The sequence below is a fragment of the Roseomonas sp. CECT 9278 genome, assembly GCF_918698155.1.
Taxonomy (GTDB): Bacteria; Pseudomonadota; Alphaproteobacteria; order Acetobacterales; family Acetobacteraceae; genus Neoroseomonas.
Map to the genome: position 1 here is coordinate 11413 of NZ_CAKKLX010000020.1, position 22362 is coordinate 33774.

General features: G+C 72.6%; 20 protein-coding genes. 15 read left to right on the top strand and 5 right to left on the bottom strand.

Features of this window, described 5'->3' with window-relative positions; translation table 11 throughout:
- Positions 1-9 precede the first annotated feature (9 nt).
- From murB to recN, 8 genes are all read left to right on the top strand, one after another.
- Positions 10-912, top strand: a complete 903-nt coding sequence (gene murB / locus LQ222_RS14180; RefSeq protein WP_374202169.1) for a UDP-N-acetylmuramate dehydrogenase — start codon at positions 10-12, stop codon at positions 910-912.
- Positions 909-1826 (top strand): D-alanine--D-alanine ligase, encoded by a 918-nt coding sequence (locus tag LQ222_RS14185; RefSeq protein ID WP_230167345.1) that lies wholly within the window; start codon positions 909-911, stop codon positions 1824-1826. The genes murB and LQ222_RS14185 overlap by 4 nt, the downstream gene beginning before the upstream one ends.
- Positions 1816-2694 (top strand): cell division protein FtsQ/DivIB, encoded by an 879-nt coding sequence (locus tag LQ222_RS14190; RefSeq protein ID WP_230167347.1) that lies wholly within the window; start codon positions 1816-1818, stop codon positions 2692-2694. The genes LQ222_RS14185 and LQ222_RS14190 overlap by 11 nt, the downstream gene beginning before the upstream one ends.
- Positions 2691-3986, top strand: coding sequence for a cell division protein FtsA (gene ftsA / locus LQ222_RS14195; RefSeq protein ID WP_230167349.1), 1296 nt, complete (start codon positions 2691-2693; stop codon positions 3984-3986). Before LQ222_RS14190 ends, ftsA begins: the two co-directional genes overlap by 4 nt.
- Positions 3987-4044: 58 nt before the next feature.
- The gene (gene ftsZ, locus LQ222_RS14200) at positions 4045-5577 is read left to right on the top strand and encodes a cell division protein FtsZ (protein WP_230167350.1); all 1533 of its coding nucleotides are present in this window, start codon (positions 4045-4047) and stop codon (positions 5575-5577) included.
- 219 nt (positions 5578-5796) lie between these two features.
- Entirely contained in the window at positions 5797-6741 is a 945-nt protein-coding gene (lpxC, locus tag LQ222_RS14205) for a UDP-3-O-acyl-N-acetylglucosamine deacetylase (RefSeq protein WP_230167352.1), read from the top strand.
- A gap of 66 nt (positions 6742-6807) precedes the next feature.
- The gene (locus tag LQ222_RS14210; RefSeq protein WP_230167354.1) at positions 6808-7650 is read left to right on the top strand and encodes an outer membrane protein assembly factor BamD; all 843 of its coding nucleotides are present in this window, start codon (positions 6808-6810) and stop codon (positions 7648-7650) included.
- A 19-nt stretch (positions 7651-7669) separates the two neighbouring features.
- Complete coding sequence (recN, locus tag LQ222_RS14215) at positions 7670-9346, top strand: DNA repair protein RecN (RefSeq protein WP_230167356.1); 1677 nt, start codon at positions 7670-7672, stop codon at positions 9344-9346.
- 55 nt (positions 9347-9401) lie between these two features.
- Here the strand turns inward: recN and LQ222_RS14220 are convergent, their stop codons facing one another.
- Both LQ222_RS14220 and LQ222_RS14225 read right to left on the bottom strand, forming a co-directional pair.
- Positions 9402-9809 (bottom strand): VOC family protein, encoded by a 408-nt coding sequence (locus LQ222_RS14220; protein ID WP_230167358.1) that lies wholly within the window; start codon positions 9807-9809, stop codon positions 9402-9404.
- Between the two features lie 62 nt (positions 9810-9871).
- Complete coding sequence (locus tag LQ222_RS14225) at positions 9872-11077, bottom strand: acyl-CoA dehydrogenase family protein (RefSeq protein ID WP_230167360.1); 1206 nt, start codon at positions 11075-11077, stop codon at positions 9872-9874.
- 157 nt (positions 11078-11234) lie between these two features.
- Here LQ222_RS14225 and LQ222_RS14230 point away from each other — a divergent pair, with 157 nt between their 5' ends.
- From LQ222_RS14230 to LQ222_RS14245, 4 genes are all read left to right on the top strand, one after another.
- The gene (locus LQ222_RS14230; RefSeq protein ID WP_230167362.1) at positions 11235-12209 is read left to right on the top strand and encodes a tripartite tricarboxylate transporter substrate binding protein; all 975 of its coding nucleotides are present in this window, start codon (positions 11235-11237) and stop codon (positions 12207-12209) included.
- Positions 12210-12260: 51 nt separating this feature from the next.
- Positions 12261-12773: an N-acetyltransferase gene (locus LQ222_RS14235; RefSeq protein ID WP_230167364.1), complete on the top strand. Its 513-nt coding sequence runs from the start codon at positions 12261-12263 to the stop codon at positions 12771-12773.
- A complete protein-coding gene (ligA, locus tag LQ222_RS14240) occupies positions 12770-14917 on the top strand; it encodes an NAD-dependent DNA ligase LigA (RefSeq protein WP_230167366.1) in 2148 nt (715 codons plus the stop codon). The genes LQ222_RS14235 and ligA overlap by 4 nt, the downstream gene beginning before the upstream one ends.
- A gap of 335 nt (positions 14918-15252) precedes the next feature.
- A complete protein-coding gene (locus LQ222_RS14245; protein WP_230167368.1) occupies positions 15253-15891 on the top strand; it encodes a LysE family translocator in 639 nt (212 codons plus the stop codon).
- On the opposite strand, the gene LQ222_RS14250 is transcribed toward LQ222_RS14245, so the two are convergent.
- The gene (locus LQ222_RS14250; RefSeq protein ID WP_230167372.1) at positions 15863-16681 is read right to left on the bottom strand and encodes a hypothetical protein; all 819 of its coding nucleotides are present in this window, start codon (positions 16679-16681) and stop codon (positions 15863-15865) included. The genes LQ222_RS14245 and LQ222_RS14250 overlap by 29 nt on opposite strands.
- The gene (locus LQ222_RS14255) at positions 16651-18456 is read right to left on the bottom strand and encodes an aminopeptidase P family protein (protein ID WP_230167374.1); all 1806 of its coding nucleotides are present in this window, start codon (positions 18454-18456) and stop codon (positions 16651-16653) included. The genes LQ222_RS14250 and LQ222_RS14255 overlap by 31 nt, the downstream gene beginning before the upstream one ends.
- Positions 18457-18589: 133 nt before the next feature.
- Between LQ222_RS14255 and LQ222_RS14260 the strand changes: the two genes are divergently transcribed.
- Positions 18590-18949, top strand: a complete 360-nt coding sequence (locus tag LQ222_RS14260) for a DUF1127 domain-containing protein (RefSeq protein ID WP_230167376.1) — start codon at positions 18590-18592, stop codon at positions 18947-18949.
- Positions 18950-19120: 171 nt separating this feature from the next.
- Positions 19121-20053 (top strand): LCCL domain-containing protein, encoded by a 933-nt coding sequence (locus LQ222_RS14265; RefSeq protein WP_230167378.1) that lies wholly within the window; start codon positions 19121-19123, stop codon positions 20051-20053.
- Between the two features lie 408 nt (positions 20054-20461).
- Here the strand turns inward: LQ222_RS14265 and LQ222_RS14270 are convergent, their stop codons facing one another.
- Complete coding sequence (locus LQ222_RS14270) at positions 20462-21097, bottom strand: LCCL domain-containing protein (protein WP_230167380.1); 636 nt, start codon at positions 21095-21097, stop codon at positions 20462-20464.
- A gap of 146 nt (positions 21098-21243) precedes the next feature.
- Here LQ222_RS14270 and LQ222_RS14275 point away from each other — a divergent pair, with 146 nt between their 5' ends.
- Positions 21244-22356: an LLM class flavin-dependent oxidoreductase gene (locus LQ222_RS14275; RefSeq protein ID WP_230167381.1), complete on the top strand. Its 1113-nt coding sequence runs from the start codon at positions 21244-21246 to the stop codon at positions 22354-22356.
- Positions 22357-22362: the final 6 nt, after the last annotated feature.

Consider the following 22362-nt stretch of genomic DNA (forward strand, 5'->3'; position numbering starts at 1 on the left):
GCGCGCGGCCTGCTCGCCGCGCCGCCGGCTGGCGTGCCGGCGCTGCGCGGGCGCGTGGTGCGCGACGCGCCCCTTGGCGCCGGCACCTGGTTCCGCGTGGGCGGCGCGGCGGATGCGCTGGTGCGCCCCGCCGATGCGGACGACCTGGTGGCGCTGCTGCGGGACCTGCGCGGCGAGACGCCGTTCACCGTCATCGGCGCGGCGTCGAACATGATCATCCGCGATGGCGGGATCGCCGGCGTGACCGTCCGCCTGGCGCGCGGGTTCGGCGACGTCGTGATCGAGGCCGATGGCATCGTCGCCGGCGCGGCCGCGCTCGATGTCACGGTCGCGGAAACCGCCGCGGCGCAGGGGCTGGGCGGGCTGGAGTTCCTGGTCGGCATCCCCGGCACGATCGGCGGCGCGGTGGCGATGAACGCCGGCGCCTACGGGGCCGAGATCAAGGACGTGCTCGACTGGGCGGAGATCGCGACGGCCCGCGGCGTGCAACGCTTCGCCGGCGCCGACCTGCACTTCGCCTATCGCCGCGCCGCGCTGCCGCCCCGCGGCGTCGTCACCCGTGCGCGTTTGCGCGCGATGCGCGGTGATGCCGCCGTCATCGCCGCGCGCCTCAACGACATCCGCGCGGCGCGCGAGGCGACGCAACCGGTGCGCGCGCGCACCGGCGGCTCGACCTTCAAGAACCCCGCGGGCGCGAAGAAGGCGTGGGAGCTGATCGACCAGGCTGGCTGCCGTGGGCTGCGCCTCGGCGCCGCGCAGGTCAGCGAGAAGCACTGCAACTTCCTGATCAACACCGGCGGCGCCACCGCCGCCGAGATCGAGGCCCTCGGCGAACAGGTGCGCGCGCGCGTGCGGGCCGCCACGGGTGTCGAGCTCGAGTGGGAAATCAGGCGAATCGGGAGGCCGGCATGACGCGGCACGTCGCAGTCCTGTATGGCGGCATCTCGGCCGAGCGCGAGGTCTCGCTCTCCTCCGGGAAGCAGTGCATCGCCGCGCTGCGCGAAGCCGGCTTCGAGGTCACGCCCATCGAGGTCGGCCAGGACCTCACCGCCGTCATCCAGGCACTGACGCATCCCCGCCCCGACGCCGTGTTCAACGCGCTGCACGGCCGCTTCGGGGAGGATGGCTGCATCCAGGGCGTGCTCGACTGGCTTGGCCTGCCCTATACGCATTCGGGGCTGCGCGCCTCGGCGCTGGCCATGGACAAGCACGCCGCCAAGGCGGTGTTCCGCCAGGCCGGGCTGCCGGTCGCGGAACACCGGCTGGTCACCCGCGACGAACTCGAAGCCGCCGACCCGCTGCCCCTGCCGTATGTGGTGAAGCCGGTGAACGAGGGATCGTCCGTCGGCGTGCACATCGTGCAGAAGGGCGACAACCGGCGCGCCGAGATCGCACGCGACTGGCGCTACGGCGACCATGCCATGGCGGAATCCTACATCCCCGGGCGCGAGCTCACGGTCGGCGTGATGGGCGACCGCGCGCTGGCGGTCACCGACATCATCGCCGATGCCGGCGCCTTCTACGACTACGAGAGCAAGTACGCCGACGGCGGATCGCGCCACGTGCTGCCCGCGCAGGTGAAGCCCGAGACCTACGCGCAGGCGCTCGACATCGCGCTGCGCGCGCACCAGGCGCTGGGGTGCCGCGGCGCGTCGCGCGCCGACCTGCGCTACGACGACGCGAATGACCGCCTGGTGCTGCTGGAGGTGAACACCCAGCCCGGCCTCACGCCCACCTCCCTGCTGCCCGAGCAGGCAGCGCATTGCGGCATCCCCTTCCCAGCGCTGTGCGCCTGGATGGTGCAGGAGGCCCGCTGTGGCGCGTGAACGCCTCGCCCGCACCTCCGCGCCGCAGAAGGAGCCCTCGCGTCCGTCGCGGCTGCGCATCTGGGTCAAGCGGCGGCGTTCGCTGGTGCGGCCCGCGATCTATGGCGCGCTGGGCCTCGGCGCGCTTGGCGTGGTGGTGCTGGCGGTGCGCGCGGTGGATCCCGCCGGGCGCGTGCGCGGCGTCGCCGAGAGCTTCGCGCATGTCGGCGAATCCCTCGGCATGACGGTGCAGCAGGTGATCCTCGAAGGGCGCCGCAACACGCCGACGGACATGATCCGCGCGGCGCTGGGCGTCTCGCGCGGGGATCCGATCCTGGACTTCTCGCCCGAGGCGGCGCGCACGCGCATCGAGACCATCGCCTGGGTGCAGACCGCGCATGTCGAACGCCGCCTGCCCGGCACCATCCTGGTGCGCATCGAGGAACGCCGCCCCTTCGCCATCTGGCAGAACAACACCCGCTTCGTGATCATCGACCGCGAGGGCCGCGTGGTCGCCGCCGATGGCCTCGACCAGTTCGGCCCGCTGCCGCTGCTGGTCGGTCCCGGCGCGGATTCGGCGGGGCCCGCGCTGCACGACATCCTGAAGCGCGAGGCCGATGTGGCCGACCGCGTGCAGGCGATGGTGCGCATCCACGAACGCCGCTGGAACCTGCGCCTGCACAACGGCACCGACGTGCTGCTGCCCGAAGGTGCCGAGGCCGCCGCCATCCAGCGTCTGGCGGAATTGCAGCGGGAGGCGCGGCTGCTCGACCGCCCGCTCGCCGCGATCGACCTGCGCCTGCCGGACCGGCTGGTGCTGCGCCCGACGCGCCAGGCGGAACCGGGCGAGATCATCACCCCCCGGCCTGGCGGAGCGCGGCGCGGATGAACCAGATGTCCCGCCTGCCGCCACCGATCGAACCCGGCGCGCCGCCGCGCCGCCGCCGCCATGCCCGCAGCGGCACCTTCGGCGTTCTGGATATCGGCTCCACCAAGGCGGTCTGCATGATCGCGCGCATCGAAAGCGACGGCACGCCGCGCGTGCTGGGCTTCGGCTGGCGCCAGGGCCGCGGCGTGAAGGGCGGGTCGATCGTCGACCTCGAGGAAGCCGAGCGCGCCATCCGCGCCGCCGTCGGCCAGGCCGAGGAAATGGCCGATACCCGCCTGCCCGGCGTGATCGTCAACCTGTCCTGCGGGCAGCCCGACAGCCGTCAGCTCCACATCCAATGGGGGATCGGCGGGCGCGCCGTGACCGACCAGGATCTGCGCGCCATCCTGCACGAAGGCCGCCGCCGCACCTCCGAGGAAGGGCGGGAGACGGTGCATGCCATCCCGCTCGGCTTCACGGTCGATGCCACGCCCGGCGTGGATGATCCGCGCAGCATGATCTGCGACACGCTGGGCGCGCGGCTGCACATGGTCAGCGCCTCCCAGGCATCCTTGCGCAACCTGGGCGCCTGCCTGCTGCGCTGCGATCTCGAAGTCGAGGAACTGGTCTCCGCCCCGTTCGCCGCCGGCCTCGCGACGTTGGTGGATGACGAGAAGCAGCTCGGCGCGACGGTCATCGACATGGGCGGCGGCACCACCTCGCTGGCGGTGTTCAGCGAGGGCCACCTGGTCCACACCGCGCAGGTCGCGATCGGCGGCGGGCAGGTGACCAACGACCTCGCGACCGTGCTGGCCACGCCGCTCACGCATGCGGAACGCATCAAAACCCTGCACGGCAGCGTGCATGGCGGGTCGGACGACGACCGCGAATTCCTGCCGGTCCCGCTGCTCGGCGAGGACGAGCACGCCATCGCGCGCATCCCGCGGTCGATGGTGGTGAACATCATCAAGCCGCGGCTCGAGGAAACCTTCGAGCTGGTGCGCGAACGCCTCGACGCCGCGGCGCTGGGGCGCGAGGGCGGCACGCGCGTCGTGCTGACCGGCGGCGGCAGCCAGATGGTCGGCGCGCGGGAGATGGCGGCGCGCATCCTCGACCGCCAGGTGCGGATCGGCCGCCCGCTGCCGGTGCGCGGGCTGGCCGAAGCGGCCTCGGGCCCCGGCTTCGCCAGCGCGGTCGGGTTGCTGCTGTGGGGGGCCGGGGAAGGCCGCCCGGTGCTCGACATCGCGCCTGGCCCGGCGCGTTCCAGCGGCGCCTTCCGGCGCTTCGTGAATTGGGTGAAGGACCGCGTGTGATGCGGCTCGCCCCGAATCGATTCCACCGCGTAGACACGATCATCCAGGAGGCCCGCCCATGACCCTGAACCTGACCGTGCCGCAGCAGCAGCACACCGACTTCAGCCCGCGCATCACCGTGGTGGGCGTTGGCGGCGGCGGCACCAATGCGGTCAACAACATGATCGCGATGGGGCTCGACGGCGTCGAATTCCTGGTGGCGAATACCGACAGCCAGTCGCTGTTCCATTCGCGCGCCGAACGGCGCGTGCAGCTCGGCCCGCATCTCACGCAGGGGCTGGGTGCCGGCGCCAAGCCCGAGATCGGCCGCGCCGCCGCCGAGGAGGCGATGGAGGAGCTCTCCCGCCACATCGAAGGCATGCACATGATCTTCATCACCGCCGGCATGGGCGGTGGCACGGGCACGGGTGCGGCGCCGGTGATCGCGCGCATCGCGCGTGAGAAGGGCGTGCTGACGGTCGGCGTGGTGACCAAGCCCTTCGACTTCGAGGGGCCGAAGCGGCGCAAGTTCTCCGATGCCGGCATCGAGGAACTGCAGCAATACGTCGATACGCTGATCGTCATCCCGAACCAGAACCTGTTCAGGCTGGCCACCGAACGCACCACCTTCCAGGAAGCGTTCAAGATGGCCGACAACGTCCTGTACATGGGCGTGCGCGGCGTGACCGACCTGATGGTCAACCCGGGCATGGTGAACCTGGATTTCGCCGATATCCGCACCGTCATGGCCGAGATGGGCAAGGCCATGATGGGCACCGGCGAGAGCGAGGGCGACGACCGCGCCACCAAGGCCGCCGAGGCCGCCATCAACAACCCGCTGCTCGACGATATCTCGATGGCGGGCGCCAAGGGCGTGCTGATCAACATCACCGGCGGCTACGACATGACCCTGTTCGAGGTCGACGCCGCCGCCAATCGCATCCGCAAGGAAGTGGACGAGGATGCGAACATCATCTTCGGCACCTCGGTGGACGAAGGCATGAACGGGCGCGTGCGCGTCTCGGTGGTTGCGACCGGCATCGACGTGGCGTCATCGTCGGGCCGTGGCGAGGTGCCGCTGAAGCTGGTGTCCAATGGCGCTCCGCTGCAGGCGGTGGCGACGCAGCATGTGGCGCCCGCGCAGCAGCCGGCGCGCGGGCCGCAATCCTTCATCCGCACCGTCGCGCAGCCGGCCGCGCCCGCCGCCATGCCCGCGATGCGCCCGGCGGTGGTGGACGCGACCCCCGAGCCGCTGCCCGAGCCCGCCGCGCCGGAAGCCTATGCGCCCCAGCACCATGCGCCGGTCGAAGCGCCGATCGTGGTCGGCCCCGCGGCGACCTACGCGGAGCCCGCCCCGCGTGCGCCCGAGCCGCCGCGCCAGCAGCCGGGCATGATGACCAGCCTGTTCCGGCGCGCAACCAACATCAGCAGCACGATGATGCGGCGCACCCTGCCCGAGGCGCAGCCCGGCATGGCGCCGCATGCCGTGCGTGTCGAACCCTCGGTGGCGCCGCAGCATGCGCCGGCGCCGCGCGCCCCGGCGCGCCCCGCCGGCCAGGACGAGATGGGACTCGAGATTCCGACCTTCCTGCGCCGCCAGTCCAATCCCTGAGCGGCGGCGGCCGTTTTTCCGCCTTATTTTGCGCCGCACTAATACAATGACTTCAATGGCTTGCGGCGTAATATAGAGAAACAAGGCTTGAATGGCGCCCCGGATCGCAGAATGCTTCTGTGTTCCGGGGCGTTGTGTTTCTCCGGTTCGCCGCCGCATCCATCCAGGGTGCGGCACGTTACGGAAACCATCACGACGCCCCGGAAAGGCACGAGGGCTATGGACGGTTTTCTTCCCGCGGAGAACGGACGGCGCAGGACGCTGAAGGCACCCATCGGGTGCGTCGGCACCGGGCTGCATTCCGGCCGTCGTGTCGCGCTCACGCTGCGCCCCGGCCCCGCGGGCACCGGCATCGTGTTCCGCCGCACAGACCTCGGCCGCGACATTCCCGCGCTGTTCGACCGCGTGGTGGATACGCGGCTGTGCACCGCCATCGGTGATGGCGACGCGACCATCTCCACGATCGAACATGTCATGGCGGCGCTGGCCGGCAGCGGCATCGACGACGCCGTGGTCGAGGTCGACGGCCCCGAAGTGCCGATCATGGACGGCTCCGCCGCCCCCTTCCTGTTCCTGATCGACTGCGCCGGCATCGTCACCACCGCGGCGCCGCGCCTCGCGATCGAGGTGCTGCGCCCGGTCCGCATCGAGGAAGCCGGCGGCGCCTTCGCCGAACTCCTGCCCGGCCGCGAGCCCGCCTTCGACATCGACCTTGAGATCGACTTCCCGAACACCGCGATCGGCCGCCAGGCGCTGGCGCTGCGCCTCTCGCCCCTCGCCTTCCGCGAAGCCCTGGCCGATGCGCGCACCTTCACCCTGGCCGAGGATGTCGCGCGGCTGCGCGCCGTCGGCCTGGCGCAGGGCGGCAGCCTGGCCAATGCCGTGGTGGTGGACGGCCCGATGGTGCTGAACCCGGGCGGGCTGCGCCGTCCTGACGAATTCGTGCGCCACAAGATGCTCGACGTGGTGGGCGACCTGGCCCTGGCCGGTGCGCCGATCCGCGGGCGGTTCCGCGGCGCGCGCTCGGGCCACGCGCTCAACAACCGCGTGCTGCGGGCGCTCTTCGCCGATTCCACCGCCTGGCGCATGACCGGCCTGCCGGCGATGTCCGAAGGCCTGGCCGCGACGCCCGTGCGCGCGGCCGCGGCCCCTGCCATCGCCTGACGGCGGCGGCTTGGCGGGCGGGGGCTTCGCCATGATATACAGCGGCCCGACCTCATGGCTCCCCCGATGATTCGCCTTGCCCTCCCGCTCCTCCTCCTCGTTGCCCTGGCCGCCTGCGGGCGGTTCCAGCAGGGAACCGGCGCGGATCCGTCGCTCGCGCCCGGCGTGATTGCCGCCGATGCCGCCGACCAGTCGCCCGAGGCGCTCTACGCCGCCGGCATGCAGGAACTGCGCGCCAACCGCTTCCAGCGCGCCGTCGACCTGTTCGACGCGGTGGAGCGCGAGCACCCGTATTCGACCTGGGCGACCAATGCGAAGCTGATGGCGGCCTATGCCGACTACACGCGCAACCGCTACACCGAGGCGATCGGCGCGCTGGATCGCTTCATCCAACTGCATCCGGCGCATCGCGACATCGCCTATGCGTATTACCTGCGCGCGCTGTCGCAGTACGAACAGATCAACGACGCGCAGCGCGACCAGCAGCAGACCATCGTCGCGATGAATGCGCTGCAGGATGTGGTGAACCGTTTCCCCGACACCTCCTACGCGCGCGACGCGCGGCTCAAGATGGACCTGGCGCGCGATCACCTGGCGGGCCGCGAGATGCATGTCGGGCGCTACTACCAGCGGCAGGGCCTGCTCTCCGCCGCGATCGGCCGATTCCGCCGCGTGGTCGACGAATACCAGACCACCAACCACGTGCCCGAGGCGCTGCACCGCCTGACCGAGATCTACATCTCGCTCGGCCTGACCGACGAAGCGCGGCGCACTGCCTCGGTGCTGGGCTTCAACTATCCCGGCAGCGCCTGGTACCAGGATTCCTACGCCCTGCTGGTCGAGGGCGCCGAGCCCGCACCGCAGGACCGCCCCGGCTTTTTCCGCCGCAGCGTCAACTGGTTGTTCTGAGGGAAGGGCACGGCAGCCCGTGCTCGCCAGCCTCGCCATCCGCGACGTGGTGCTGATCGAACGGCTCGACCTGGCCTTCGGGCCGGGCTTGACCGCGCTGACCGGCGAGACCGGCGCGGGCAAGTCGATCCTGCTCGACAGCCTGGGGCTGGCGCTGGGTGGGCGGGCGGAATCGGGCATGGTGCGCGCCGGCCAGCCGCAGGCATCGGTTGCCGCCGCCTTCCATCCGCCGGCCGGCCACCCCGCCTTCGACATGCTGCGCGAACAGGGGATCGAACCCGAGGAAGACCTGGTGCTGCGCCGCGTGGTGCAGGCCGATGGCCGCTCCCGCGCCTTCGTCAACGACCAGCCGGTCGGTGTCGCGTTGCTGCGCCGCCTCGGCGCCACGCTGGTCGAGGTGCAGGGCCAGCACGACCAGGTCGGCCTGGCGGACCCCGCCTCGCATGGCGGCCTGCTCGATGCCTTCGGCGCGCTGGAACCGCGCCGCGTCGCCACGGCGGAGGCCTGGGGCGCCTGGCGCACTGCGACGAAACGCCTGGCTGATGCGCGCGAAGCCATCGCCGCTGCGCAGCGCGAGGAGGAATGGCTGCGCCACGCCGTCGCCGAATTGCGCGAACTGAACCCGCAGGAGGGCGAGGAAGACCGCCTCGCCACCGAGCGCCAGCGCCTCCAGCAGGGCGAGCGCCGCGCCGAGGCCATCGCCGCCGCCATCGCCGAACTGACCCCGCGCGACCGCCGCGCCGCCACCCCCTCCCGCGCGCTGCGCGAGGCGGCCCGCGCCCTGGAACGGCTTCCCCCGCCCAACGATGAAGCCCAGCCCGCCATCGCCGCCCTGGCCGCCGCGCAGGACGCGCTGGCCGAGGCCGAGGCCGCCCTGCAGACCCTGCTGCACGAGGGCGGCCCCGATCCGCGCCGCCTGGAGCAGACCGAGGAACGGCTGTTCGCCCTGCGTGCCGCCGCGCGCAAGCATTCCGTCGCGGTGGTCGACCTGCCCGAATTCGCCGCTGGCCTGCGCGCGCGGCTGGAGGCGCTGGACGCCGGGTCCGGGCGCGTCGCCGCGCTGGAACGCGACGAGGCCGCGGCGCGGAAGGCCTACCTCGCCGCCGCCGCCGCGCTCACCGAAGCACGCCGCGCCGCCGCCGCGCGGCTGGAGAAGGCGGCGGCGCAGGAACTCCCGCCGCTCAAGCTCGACCGCGCGCGCCTGGTCATCGACATCGCGGCCAGGGACGAGGCCGGCTGGGGGCCGGACGGGCAGGACCGCGTGGCCTTCCTGGTCAGCACCAACCCCGGCCAGGCGCCGGGCGCGCTGGCCAAGATCGCCTCGGGCGGCGAACTCTCGCGCCTGATGCTGGCGCTGAAGGTCGTGCTGGCGCGCGGGTCGCCGGTGCCCACGCTGGTCTTCGACGAGGTCGATTCCGGCATCGGCGGCGCCACCGCGGCCGCCGTCGGCGAACGGCTCGCGCGGGTGGCGGAACGCCTGCAGGTGCTGGTGGTGACCCATTCGCCGCAGGTCGCCGCCCGCGGCGCGGCGCATCTGCGCGTCGCCAAGCAGGTCAGGGGCGGGCGCGCGGAAACCCGCGTGGAGACGCTGCCGCAGGCCGAGCGCCGCGAGGAGCTGGCACGCATGCTGGCCGGCGAGCGCGTCACGGACGCGGCGCGCGCGGCGGCGGAAAGCCTGCTGGCCGACGCGCGCTGACGGGCGGCGCCGCGCTGCCCGCACCGGGCGCGCGCGGGAACCGGCGGCGCGCCGCCTATGCCGGCGCGGTCTCCGACGGCGGGTAGTTCAGCTCGACCGCGACACCATCGGGGTCGTGCAGGAACAGCTGCGTCTGGCGGTCGCGCGGGATGACCCGTTCCTCGAAGGTCACGCCGTGCTCGGCCAGGCGGTCGCGCATCTCGGCGAGGCCCGTGCAGGAAAACGCGATGTGGTCGAGCAGACCGGTCGGGCCCACCACGCGTTCGGGCCAGCCGGCCTCGCGCTGCGGGCGCGGCCCGATCAGGTGCACCGTCGGGTTGCCGCCGCAGTACAGCCAATACCCCTCGAAGCCGAGCGGCGGGCGGTAGCCCTCCTCGAGCCCCAGAAGGGTGACGTAGAAATCCCGCGTCTTCTGCAGGTCGACCGGGCGGATCGTGTAGTGGTTGAGGCCTTCCAGCGGCATCGACGTGTCTCCGGCGTCAGAGCGCGTCCCGATCGGATGGAATCATCCGCCCGGGATCGGCCCTATAGGAAGCGGGGATGCGGCGTGAGGCCCATCAGGTGCTGGCCCACGGTCTCGAAATGCGTGCGGCGCGCCTGGATCTGCTGGGTCACCGCATGGATGTCGCGGAAGCGGCGCTCGAAGGGTTGGCTTTCGAAGATCGCGGTGGCGCCGGCCTCGGCCCAGGCGAAATCCGCGACCTCCTTTGCCTGGTGCGTGGCGAAGGTGCTCGCGAGTCGGATCGCGACCTTCTGGTCCGTGGTCATCGCATGGCCGGCGGCAACGTCGTCCCAGCTGTCCCGCAGCGCCTGGTGCAGGCCCGCACGCGCGGCGCGCCAGCGTCCCTCGGCCTGCGCCAGGCCGCTTTGCAGCACCGGGCTGTCGCGCAGCATCCGCGTGGTCGACCACGGCGTCTTGGCATTCGCGAGGGCGACGAAGCTGTCGAGCATCCCGCGCGCGATGCCGAGCGCGACCGAGGCGAAGCCGCTCGCATAAAGATGCGTCGTGGTGAAGCGATACAGCGGACCATGGCCGAGCGCCTGGCGTTCCTCGTCCCGGTCGCGCCGCACGGTGAAGGCCTGCGGCACGAACAGGCCGGTCACGGAGTAGGTGTCGCTGCCGGTGCCGCGCAGGCCGATCACCTGCCAGGCCTCGGTCATCGAGATGGCCTCGCGCGGGAACAGCATGGTGCGCTCATGCGGGCTGCCATCGGCATTGGTCCGCATCGTACCGTCACGCTCGCGCACGCGGCAGTGCCCGCCGAACCATGTGGCGTGGCGACCGCCGCTGGCGAACTGCCAGGTGCCGGTCACCCGGTAGCCGCCATCCACCACCTCGGCGACCTGGTCCGGCCCCACGGCGCCCCAGGCAAGCGACGCATCCGCCGGCCCCCAGATGCGGCGCGCGACCTCGGGCGCGACATAGGCCGCGGCCATCGAGCAGCCCGACGCCTGGCCGATGCACCAGGCGGTCGAGGCATCGGCCGCGGCGATCACCTCCATCATCCGGCAATAGGTCTCGGGCGTCGCCTCGTCGCCGCCGATCGCGCGGGGCAGCAGCGCACGCACCAGCCGCGCATCGTGGATGGCGGCAAGCAGGTCGGCGGGCAGGGCGCGGTCATGCTCGATGCGGCCGGCCGCGGCGGAGATCAGCGGCGCCACGGCGCGTGCGCGGGCCACCGGATCGTCGGCGACCGCCGCCGGGCGCACCTGTCGGCTCGCTGCGCTCATCGTCCGTTTCCCCTCGGCGATCTTGTCGACCTGCCGCGGGAAGTCTTGCGTGCGGCCCCTCCCTCGTCAATCGACCTGGCTTGACGCCTGCGTGTGCGGATGGCCCGATCGGTCATCAAGGCCAGCGGGCGAAACCGCTGGCGACGGGAGTGAGAGCATGTCCAGCACCATGTCGCGCCGCGCGGCGGTGACCCTGCCTGTCATCGCGCTCGCCGCACCGGCGCTGGCGCAGCCCGCCTGGCCGAGCCGGTCCATCCGCATCGTCGTGCCGAGCGCCGCCGGCGGCTACGACACCTATGCGCGGCTGATGGCGCCGCGGCTGGCCGAATTGCTGGGCCAGCCCGTGGTGATCGACAACCGGCCGGGCGCCAACGGCATCATCGGCATGTCCGAGGTGCAGCGCAGCCCGGCCGACGGGCATGTGATGCTGTTCGCGCATATCGGCGCGATCAGCGTGAACACCGCGATCTACCGCAACATGCCGCTCGATCCGGTCGAGGACCTCGCGCCGATCTCGGTGGCGGTGGCCTCGCCGCTGGTCTGGGTGGTCAATCCGGGCTCACCCTTCCGCGACATGCCCGGGCTGGTCGCGCGCGTGCGGGCGGAACCGGATCGCTGGAACTACGCCAATCCCAGCTCCGGTTCGATCAACCACCTGCTGGTCGAGGACTTCAAGCTGCGCCACCGCCTGGTGATGCCCGGCGTGCCCTATCGCGGCACGCCGCAGGCGCAGATGGACGTGGTCTCGGGGCAGGTGCCGATCATGGTGGACAGCGTCGGCGCGGGATGGGGGCACATCTCGGCCGGGCGCGTGCGGGCGCTAGCGGTGACCGGCCCCAGCCGATCGGAGCGCCTGCCCGAGGTGCCGACCATGGTCGAGCTCGGGCTCGACCCGCAGCCGGTGGTGGCCTGGTACGCCTTCATGGCGCCGCAGGCGACACCGCCCGCGGTGATCCGCCGCGTGAACGAGGTGGTGAACACGATCCTGCGCGAGGCGCCGATCGTGGCCCGCTTCCGCGAATTGGGCGCCGCGCCGCGCCTTACCTCGTCGGATGAGAGCCTGGCCTTCATGCGGGCGGAACGCGCGAAATGGGGCGCGGTGGCGCGCGCCGGCAACATCGTCGTGGAGTGACCGGCGGCGCGCCAGCATGACGCGGGGCCGCAGCTGCGGTATGCTCTGGCCGTGTCTCTGGAGCCTCCCCGCCCCGGTGCGCCGCAACCGCGGACCCTCCGTGTCAGACCCGCCGATCCGCAGGACGCGGTCGCGCTGGGCACGCTGATCGCGGCGCTGAACCGCGGCGAAGGCAATCCCTGCCTGGTCGGCGCCGGCGATCTGCAACGCGACCTGATCGGCCGCGCCCTGGTCTTCGTCGCGGAGGGCGCCGACCGGCGCCTCCTCGGCTATGCCACGGGCCACGCGACCTACGAGACGGGGCACGCCGAATGCGGTGTCTATGTCGGCGACCTTTTTGTCGTGCCGGAGCATCGCCGCCAGGGCATCGCCCGCGCGCTGCTCGCCGCGCTGGCCCGGGCGGGGCACGAGCAGGGGGCGCGGCACCTGTGGCTGACGGCGCAACCGCGGAACACCGCGGCGCATGCCTTCTACCGGCGCCTGGGCAGTCGCGGCGAAAGCGTGCTCGCCTTCGCGGTGGTGCAGCAGGATTTCCTCAACCTCGCCGCCGAGGCCACCCCATGACGCCGCGCGACCCCGCCACGCTCACCGAAGCCGAGGCCGCCGAGGAGCTCGCCGCGCTGGCCGCCGAGATCGCCCGCCACGACGCGCTGTATCACGGCCAGGACGCGCCCGAGATCAGCGATGCCGACTACGACGCATTGGTGCAGCGCAACCGCGCGATCGAAGCGCGCTTCCCTGGCCTGGTGCGCGCCGACAGCCCGTCCCGCCGCGTCGGCGCCGCCACCGCCGAGGGCTTCGCGAAGTCGCGCCATGGCGAACCCATGCTGTCGTTGAACAACGTGTTCAGCGCGGAGGAATTCGCCGAGTTCTGCGCCTCCATCCGCCGCTTCCTCGGCCTGTCCGCGGACGACCCGCTGCGCTTCGTGGGCGAGCCCAAGATCGACGGGTTGTCGATCAACCTGCTCTATGAGGACGGCGCCTTCGTGAAGGGCGCCACCCGCGGCGATGGCATCGAGGGCGAGGACGTCACGGCGAACCTGCTGACCATCGCCGGGCTGCCCAAGCGCCTGCACGCCCCCTTCCCCGCCCGCATCGAGATCCGCGGCGAGGTCTTCATGGACAAGGCGGATTTCCTCGCTTTCCGCACCAGCCAGGAACAGGCGCTGGCGGAACGCGAGGCGCGCCGCGCGCGCGGCGAGAAGCTTGGCGATGCGGTCATCGTGCCGGCCAATCCGCGCAACGCCGCCGCCGGGTCGGTGCGCCAGCTCGATGCGCGCATCACCGCCTCGCGCCCGCTGAAGCTGTTCGCCTATGCCATGGGTGCGGCCAGCGAAGCGCCGGCCGACAGCCACCACGGCTTCCTGCAGCGCCTCGCGGGCTGGGGCTTTGCCGTGAACCCGCTCTCCACGCTGTTCGACACGGAAGCGGATGCCGATGCCTTCCAGCGCCGCATCGGCGAGCAGCGCCCGGCCCTCGGCTACGACATCGACGGCGTGGTCTACAAGCTCGACCGGCTCGACTGGCAGCGGCGCCTGGGCTTTGTCGGCCGTGCTCCGCGCTGGGCGACGGCGTGGAAGTTCCCGGCGGAACAGGCCACCACCGTGCTCGAAGCCATCGAGATCCAGGTCGGCCGCACCGGCGCGCTGACGCCACGGGCCGTGATGCAGCCGGTCACCGTCGGCGGCGTGGTGGTGCGCCACGCCACCCTGCACAACGAGGACGAGATCGCGCGCAAGGACATCCGCATCGGCGACACGGTGCGCATCCAGCGCGCCGGCGATGTCATCCCGCAGGTGGTCGAGGTGCTGCTCGACAAGCGCCCGACGACCGCCCAGCCCTTCGCCTTCCCCACCACCTGCCCGGTCTGCGGCAGCCACGCCATCCGCGATGGCGAGGACGTGGTGCGCCGCTGCACCGGCGGCCTGGTCTGCGCCGCCCAGGCGGTCGAACGCCTCAAGCACTTCGCCTCCCGCCGCGCGATGGATATCGAGGGCCTGGGCGAGGAGAACATCCAGAAGCTGTTCGACGAGGGCCTGGTGCGATCGCCGGCCGACATCTTCCGCCTGGCGCAGCACGCCGATCGCATGCGGCAATGGGAAGGCTGGGGCGCGCGGTCGAAATCCACCGAGGCCGCGCGCAAGGTCACCAAGCTGCTCGATGCCATCGAGGCGCGCCGCAACGTGCCGCTCGAACGCTTCATCTTCGCGCTGGGCATCCGCCGCATCGGCGAGCAGAACGCCAAGCTGCTGGCGCGCCACTACCACAGGCTGGACGAATGGCGCGGCAGGATGATCGCCGCCCACATCATCGGCTCCGAGGCGCGCAAGGAGCTGGGTTCCATCCAGGGCATCGGCCCCGCCATCGCCGAGGAGCTGGTGGAATTCTTCGCCGAACCGCGCGCACTGGCCGCCCTGGACGACCTCGCGCGCGAAGCGCCGCCGCTGCCGGCCGAGGCCGCCGCCGCCGCGGACAGCCCCTTCGCCGGCAAGACCCTGGTCTTCACCGGGACGCTCGAGACGCTCTCGCGCGACGAGGCCGAGGCGCAGGCCGAGCGCCTCGGCGCCAAGGTGACGAAATCCGTGTCGAAGAAGACCGACTTCGTGGTGGTCGGCGCCGATGCCGGGTCGAAGGCGACCAAGGCGGCGGAGCTGGGCCTGCGGATCCTGACCGAGGCGGAATACCGCGACCTGGCCGGCATCCCCTGACGCCGCAGCGCGCCGCGGCGTCGCGCCGAATCCTGGGTCGCGGCGCAGGGCATCCGGCGCGCGTCGATCCGCCGGCCAGCACCGCCATGCCGGTCGGCCCGAGGGCAGCGGCCTCGGCCAGGCCCTCGTGCTGACAGTGGACGGCCGGAACATGCCGCAGGCCATGCGCGCGGCCCTGGCTCAGGCGATGATCTGCCCCGCTTCGCACGGCACCGCTGGCGATCCGGCGGTGACGCGGCCCCTCCAGCGCGCTGGAGCGCCATCAGGAACCCTGATGCAGAGCATCAAGCCAATGCGTTGGACGAATGCCGGCCGGGTGCGGCATCACCTGGCCCATGCCTGTCGATCCCTCCCTGCTTGCCGGCTACCTCCTTGCCTGCCTGGTGCTGGTCGTGACGCCCGGGCCGGACATGGCCTTCGTGCTGGGCCAGACCCTGTCGGGCGGCGCGCGGCGGGGCTGGGCGGCGACGGCCGGGGTCTATGCCGGGGTCGGGGTGCATATCCTGCTGGCCGCGCTGGGCGTGGCGGCGCTGGTGGCGGCGAACCCGGCGCTGTTCACCGCGCTGCGCGTCGGCGGGGCGCTGTACCTGCTGTGGCTCGGCGCGCACGCAATCCGCGCCGCGCTGCGCCATCCCGGCCCCGAGGGCGCCGAGGCGCCGCCCGCCATCAGCCTGTCAGCCGCCTTCCGCCAGGGCTTCGTGACCAACCTGCTGAACCCGAAGGTCGGTCTGTTCTTCCTCGCCTTCGTGCCGCTGTTCGTGGACCCGGCGCGCAGCCCGGCCTGGGTGCAGATGCTCATCCTCGGCCCGCTGCTGCCGGCGATCGCGCTGCCCTTCTATGCGCTGCTGATCCCGGCCGCCGCGCGCATCGCTGGGCGGCTGCGCGCCGGCAGCGCCGGGCGCTGGCTGGATGGCGCGGCGGGCACGCTGTTCGTGGGCCTGGGCGTCAGGATGCTGCTGGGGGCGCCGCGCTGAACAACGCGTCGAGCCCCGCGCGCATCATCGCGACCGGGTCGCGGCCCGGGCCACGGCTGACGCTCGCGATATGGCTGCCCGGCAGGACCAGGTGCCGCGCCCCGGGGATCAGCGCGCTGTCCACCGGCACCAGCCCGTCATTGGGGCCGTAGCCGCGCTTCTCCATCCACTGCGCCGCGGCCAGGTGCAGCCGCTCGCGCCCGCGCGCCGTGCCGGGGGCCAGCGCGGTGGCCAGGCAGGCGACCGGAATGGCAGCCAGCAGCCTGGTGATCGGCCCCTGCGCGGCCGCCATCCAGTTCCGCCGCACCGCGGTGGTCAGGTCGCGCACGCCCTGCTCGGTGCCGATGCGCATCATGCGGGCGAAGCCACCGGCCGCCGCCTCCAGCGGCTTGGCGCCGACCACGGCATCGGCCACCGGACTGCCATGGAAGGGCGACTGCATCGCGAGGAAGCCGCAGCAGCGCGCCTGCGCCGCCGGGTCCAGCAATGCGGCCAGCGCCTCGAGCCCGCCCTTGCTATGCGCGATCAGCACCGCCGGGCGCGGGTCGGACAGCATCTCGGCGCGCAGCAGCGCCGCATTCGCCGCGACCGTTTCCGCCGTGCGCAGCTTCACCACGCGGGGCTCGGCCCCCTGCGCCTCGAACCATTCGGCCAGCGGCTGCATGTATTCGAGGCCGAGCGGACGCAACGCGACCGCCAGCTCCCCCATCAGCCCATAGACCAGCAGCACGCGCTGCCCGGCGAGCTCCGGCAGGCCGGTCACACCGGCGCGCAGGCTTGCGCGAGCCACGCCGCGGTCGCCGCATCGCAGCGCGGCGCGACCTCCGCCAGCACCCGCGCATGATACGCGTTCAGCCAATCGCGTTCCGTCGGCGCCAGCAGCGCCACGTCGATCAATGCGCGATCGAAGGGTGCGAGCGTCAGAGTCTCGAATTCCAGGAACGGCTTCGCCGCGCCCTGCACCACGGACGGCACCACCAGCAGCAGGTTCTCGAGCCGGATGCCGTATTCGCCGGTGGCGTAGAAGCCCGGCTCGTCGGACAGGATCATGCCCTCGCGCAGGGGCACCACGCGCGCGGCGCGCGAGAAGGCCGCCGGCCCCTCATGCACCGACAGGAACGACCCCACGCCGTGCCCGGTGCCGTGGTCGTAGTCGAGCCCGGCATCCCACAGCGGCCGCCGCGCGATCGCATCCATGTGCGGCCCGGCGACACCGGCGGGGAAGCGCAGCGTGGCCAGCGCGATGTGGCCCTTCAGCACGCGCGTCGCGCGGTCCCGCAGCTGCGCCGGCGCCGGTCCCGGCCCGGTCCAGAGCGTGCGCGTGATGTCGGTGGTGCCGTCCAGGTACTGCCCGCCGGAATCGATCAGGTAGCATTCGTCGGGCGCGATGCGGCGGTTGCTCTCGGGTGTGACGCGGTAATGCACGATGGCGCCGTGCTCGCCGGCGCCCGAGATGGCGGAGAAGGATTCGCCGCGGAAGCGGTCCACCTCGCGCCGGAACGCCAGCAGTTGCGCGGCGGCGGAGATCTCGGTCAGCCCGCCCTTCGGCGCCTCGGCGGCGAACCAGGCCAGGAAGCGCGCCATCGCCACCGCGTCGCGCCGATGTGCGGCACGTGCGCCGTCGCGTTCCACCGGATTCTTGCAGGCGCGCGGCAGGCGGCAGGGGTCCTCGCCGGCGGTGATCTCGGCACCGGCGGCGCGCAGGCGCTCGGTGAACCAGGCGGGCGTCGCCTCGGCATCGATGCGCACGCGGCTGCCGCGCAGGGCATCGAGCGCGGCGGGCAGGTCCTCGCGCGGGCGGACCACCACCTGGTTGCCCAGATGCGCCCGCGTCGCCGGCGGCACCTTCTGCGGCGCCATGAAGACCTCGACGCGCGCATCCGCATGCAGCAGCGCGAAACCCAGGGCGAGCGGCGTATTCGCCAGGTCCCCGCCGCGGATGTTGAGCAGCCAGGCCAGCGAATGCGGGTCCGCCAGCACCGCCGCGGCCTCATTGGCTTCGCGCAGGATCGCGGCGGCCTCGGTGCGCTTCTCGGCCGCGGGCTTGCCGGCGAAGGCGATCGGATGGGGGATGGCCTCGGCCAGCGGCGCGGGCGGGCGGTCGGCCCAGGCGGCGTCGATCGGATTGGCCGCGACGGGCACCAGCGTCACGCCCGGCACCGACAGCCGATCGATCGCCGGCACCGCATGCACCCAGGGGTCGTAGCCGATGCGCAGCCCCTGGGCATGCGCGCGCAGCCAGTCGGCGGCGGGTTCGTCGGTCAGGTGCCGGCATTCCCACAGGTCGGGGTCGGCCTGGCTGCGCACCTGAAGCGTGTAGCGCCCATCGGTGAAGACCGCCGCGCGGTCGGGCAGCACGATGGCGAGGCCGGCCGACCCGGTGAAGCCGGTCAGCCAGGCCAGGCGCTCACCGGAAGGCGGCACGTATTCGCCGAGATGCTCGTCCGAGCGGGGAATGATGAAGCCGTGCAGCCCGGCCTCGGCGAGGCGGGCGCGCAGGGCGGCGAGGCGGTCGCTGGGTGACAGGGTCGTGATCCTCGTTACCGCAATGTTGCATGTATCCACAGAAAGTCCCGCATTATACGCATGGCTCGGCTGTGGCCTTGACGCATCACCTGTGGCGCATCCGCATCTAGATTGCATCGCGGAAAGGTTGGCAGCCCTGGACGGGCCGCCACCACCACGAAGGACACTTACCATGGACGCCCGTATCACCAAGGCCGAGGCCGCGCTGCTGCTGCCCGCCACCACCATCCCCTCCCGCCGCCAGGCCGAGGTCGAGGCCCTGCGCCTGGCCGCCATCGCCGCGCGCGACGAGGCCATCGCCGCCGGCTTCCGCCGCGCCGGGCACGCCGTGCTCGGCGCCGCCGAGGCCGTGCTCCGCGCGCTGCTGACCTTCCCGGCGCGGCTGCAGACCTACCAGGCACTGCGCGGCCTGTCGGATCGCGAGCTGCGCGACATCGGCATGACCCGCTTCGACATCCCGCGCGTGTTCGACCCGGCCTTCGCGCCGCGCGCCGCCAATGACAGCCGCGGGACGCCGCAGCGCGCCGCCTGAGAGATCGCTTGAGGATGCACCGAGCGGCGCATCCTGCAGCCCGGTGCCGGCATGTTCGAACGGCCGCTGACACGGTGGCGGCGCGGCGATCACCGCGCCGTGACAATTTTCGTTGTTGGCGCCGGCCGCGCCGCATACCCTCTCCCGCGGGTCAATGACGGGGGGACGGAGATGCTGCGCATATTCCTGATGGTTGGCGGCCTGCTGCTGCTGGCAGCCCCGGCCTTGGCCCAGGCCCCCTGCCCCGCCAATTTCGAAGGGCAGTCGGCACCGGTCACGTGTTCCTGCGCGACCGAGGCGGCGCTTTCGGGCAGCGTCTGGGGCACCGGCACCTACACCACCGACAGCCGTGTCTGCCGCGCCGCGGTCCATGCCGGCGCGATTCCCGCCACCGGCGGCGTGGTGGTGGTCACGCCGGCGCCCGGCCTGCCGGCCTATGCCGGCAGCGCGGCGAATGGCATCACCACCTCCAACTACGGGCCCTGGACCGCGTCCTTCACCGTCGCTGCGCCGGCCGCGGCCGCGGCGGCCTGCCCCGCCACCTTCCAGAACCAGGCCGCGCCGCTGACCTGCACCTGCACCACCGAGGCCGCGCTGTCCGGCACGGTCTGGGGCAGCGGAACCTATACCGCGGACAGCCGGGTTTGCCGCGCCGCCATCCATGCCGGCGCCATCCCGGTCACCGGCGGCGTGGTCACCGTGACCCCGGCGCCAGGCCAGCCGGCCTATGCCGGCAGCGCGGCCAACGGCATCACGACCTCGAACTACGGCCCCTGGAGCGCGTCCTTCACCGTGGCCGCGGCCGGCGGCCCGGCGGCCGACCTGGCCGCCTGCCCGACGAATTTCGAAGGCCAGACCGCGCCCGTCAGCTGCGGCTGCACGACCGAACAGGCAATGTCGGGCTCGGTCTGGGGCACCGGCATCTACACCACCGACAGCCGGGTTTGCCGCGCGGCGGTGCATGCGGGGGTGATCCCGGCGACGGGCGGGCCCGTGAATGTCGTGCCGGCGCCGGGGCAGAATGCCTATGTCGGCAGCGCCGCCAACGGCATCACCACTTCGAACTACGGGCCGTGGGGATCGTCCTTCACCTTCCGCCGCTGACCGGACGCTTCGCGGGACGACTGGGGGCCGGCGGTCGAGCTCATCGGCCGCCGGCTTCCTTTTGTCCGAGCTCCCGCCAGCGCCCTGCCGGAAGCCACGCTCGGCCGAGGTGGTGCCGGCAGGGCTGCCGCGCTGTCACAGGACGTCCCGCATGCCCGGCATCGCCACAGGTGCCGCTGGCCTGAAGGCCGCGGTCCGATCGGCCGGGAACCTTCGGGCAGCGCGCAGTCCTGGGCGGCCGCGCCACGGCGGCGCGGGCGCAGCGCTGTGCGCCGCCCGACGCGCCGAGCATCCCTGGCGCCGGGCGCCCGCACGACGACGCGGCGGTGCCAGCCGTTGCATCCGGCGGGCCTCACACCGGGATGCGAGCAGGTACCCCAGATCGCCCCCGGCGGCGCCCGCCTCCGGTCAGCGCGTGAAGCTGAAGGAGCCACCCCAGGGCCCGAAGTTCATCGAGGTGACGCCATTGGCCCGGCTCCCCGTGAACTGGGCCTGCCGGCCGCGCGGCACCAGGCCGATGGCGCCGCCCTGCAGCCCGACCAGCCCGGCATGCAGCGCCGCACGGCAGATCTGGCTGTCGGAGGAATACACGCCGGTGCCCCAGACCGAACCGGCGGCCACCAGGGCGGCATTGCACAGGCAGGCCAGCGCTTCGGTGCGGCCCTCGAAATTCGCCGGGCAATTCGGCATCGGGGCAACGGTGGGCATGCCGAAGGTGAAGGAGGAGCGCCACGGCCCGAAGGCCTGGGTGGTGATGCCGTTCTGCCGCTCGCTGTCATAGGATTGCCGGCCGGGCGCGGGCTCCACGCCGACCGGGCCACCGCTCGCGGGGATCACGCCGGCATGCACCGCGGCACGGCAGATCCGGCTGTCCGAGGTGTAGATCCCGGAGCCCCAGACGGCGCCCGACTGCGCCGCCTCGGCACTGCAGGTGCAGGTGAGCGCCGCGGTCCGCCCCTCGAAGGTGGGGGGACATGGCGCCTGGGCGGAGGCCGTGCCGGCCAGTGCCAGCACCCCGCCGATGGCCAGAATCAAACGACGCATCTCGCACCCCCAACACGACCAGATCGCGCCAAAAGAGCGGAATCGACCTGGGCGATCAAGGTCGTGCCACCGATCCGCCGCGCGGCGATTTCGCCTGCGCGCATCAGGCGCTAGCCTCGGTCGCCTCCATCCAGGGATCGGCCCGAATGCGTCTTGGTCTGTTCATGATGCCGCTGCACCCACCGGCACGCCCGATGCACGAGACGCTGGCGGAGGACACCGAGAAATCCCTGCTCGCCGATCGCCTGGGCTTCGATGAGCTCTGGGTGGGCGAGCATTTCTCCGCCACCTCCGAACCCATCGCCTCGCCGCTGATGTTCATGGCCGGGCTGGTGCATCGCACGCGGCTGACCTTCGGCACCGGCGTGATCAACCTGCCCAACCACCACCCCGCCATCGTGGCCGCCGAGGTCGCCCAATTCGACCACATGTCCGGCGGGCGGCTGATGCTGGGCATCGGCGCCGGCGGCCTCGCCTCCGACTTCGAGCTGTTCGGCGATATCGCGCCGATGGAACGCGGCAAGCGGATGCTGGAGGCGATCGAGACCATCCAGGCGATCTGGGCGGGCGGCCCGCCTTACGACATGCCCGGCCCGGCCTGGCCGATCCGCCTGACGCGGACCGTGCTGCCGGACTACGGCGTAGGCTTCATGCCCAAGCCCTTCCGGCCGGGCGGGCCATCGGTGCACATCTCGGCCCGCCAGGCCGAGAGCTACGGCGTGACGGTCGCAGCCGCGCGCGGCTGGGGCGTGATCAGCGCGAATTTCGTGGCGCACCGGATCCTGGCCGGGCATTGGCGCAGCATGGCGAAGGGGCTGGCCGAGGCCGGGCGGCCGGTCGATGGCCGCGACTGGCGCGTCGCCCGCAACATGGTCGTCGCCGCCACCGATGCCGAGGCGCGCGCCCGCGCCACCGCGCCGGAAGGCGCGACGCGCTACTACTTCGACTACCTGGGCTCCCTGGCCAAGCGCGGCGGCCTGGCGGGCACCATGACCCCGCGCGAGGACATGGACCCGATGGCCGCGACGCCGGAGGACATGATCGAGGCCTGCGTCATCGCCGGCTCGCCCCGCACCGTGCTCGACCGCCTGGTGGCGCTGCGCGAGGAGGCCGGGCCCTTCGGCCACCTGCTGATGCCGGGCCTCGACTGGTCGGGCGTCAACGCCGCCTGGGAGGCGGAGAGCATGAAGCGCCTGGCGCAGGAGGTGATGCCCCGGCTGCGCCAGCATGCGGAGGCGACGGCGCGCGCGGCGGAGTGACGCCCG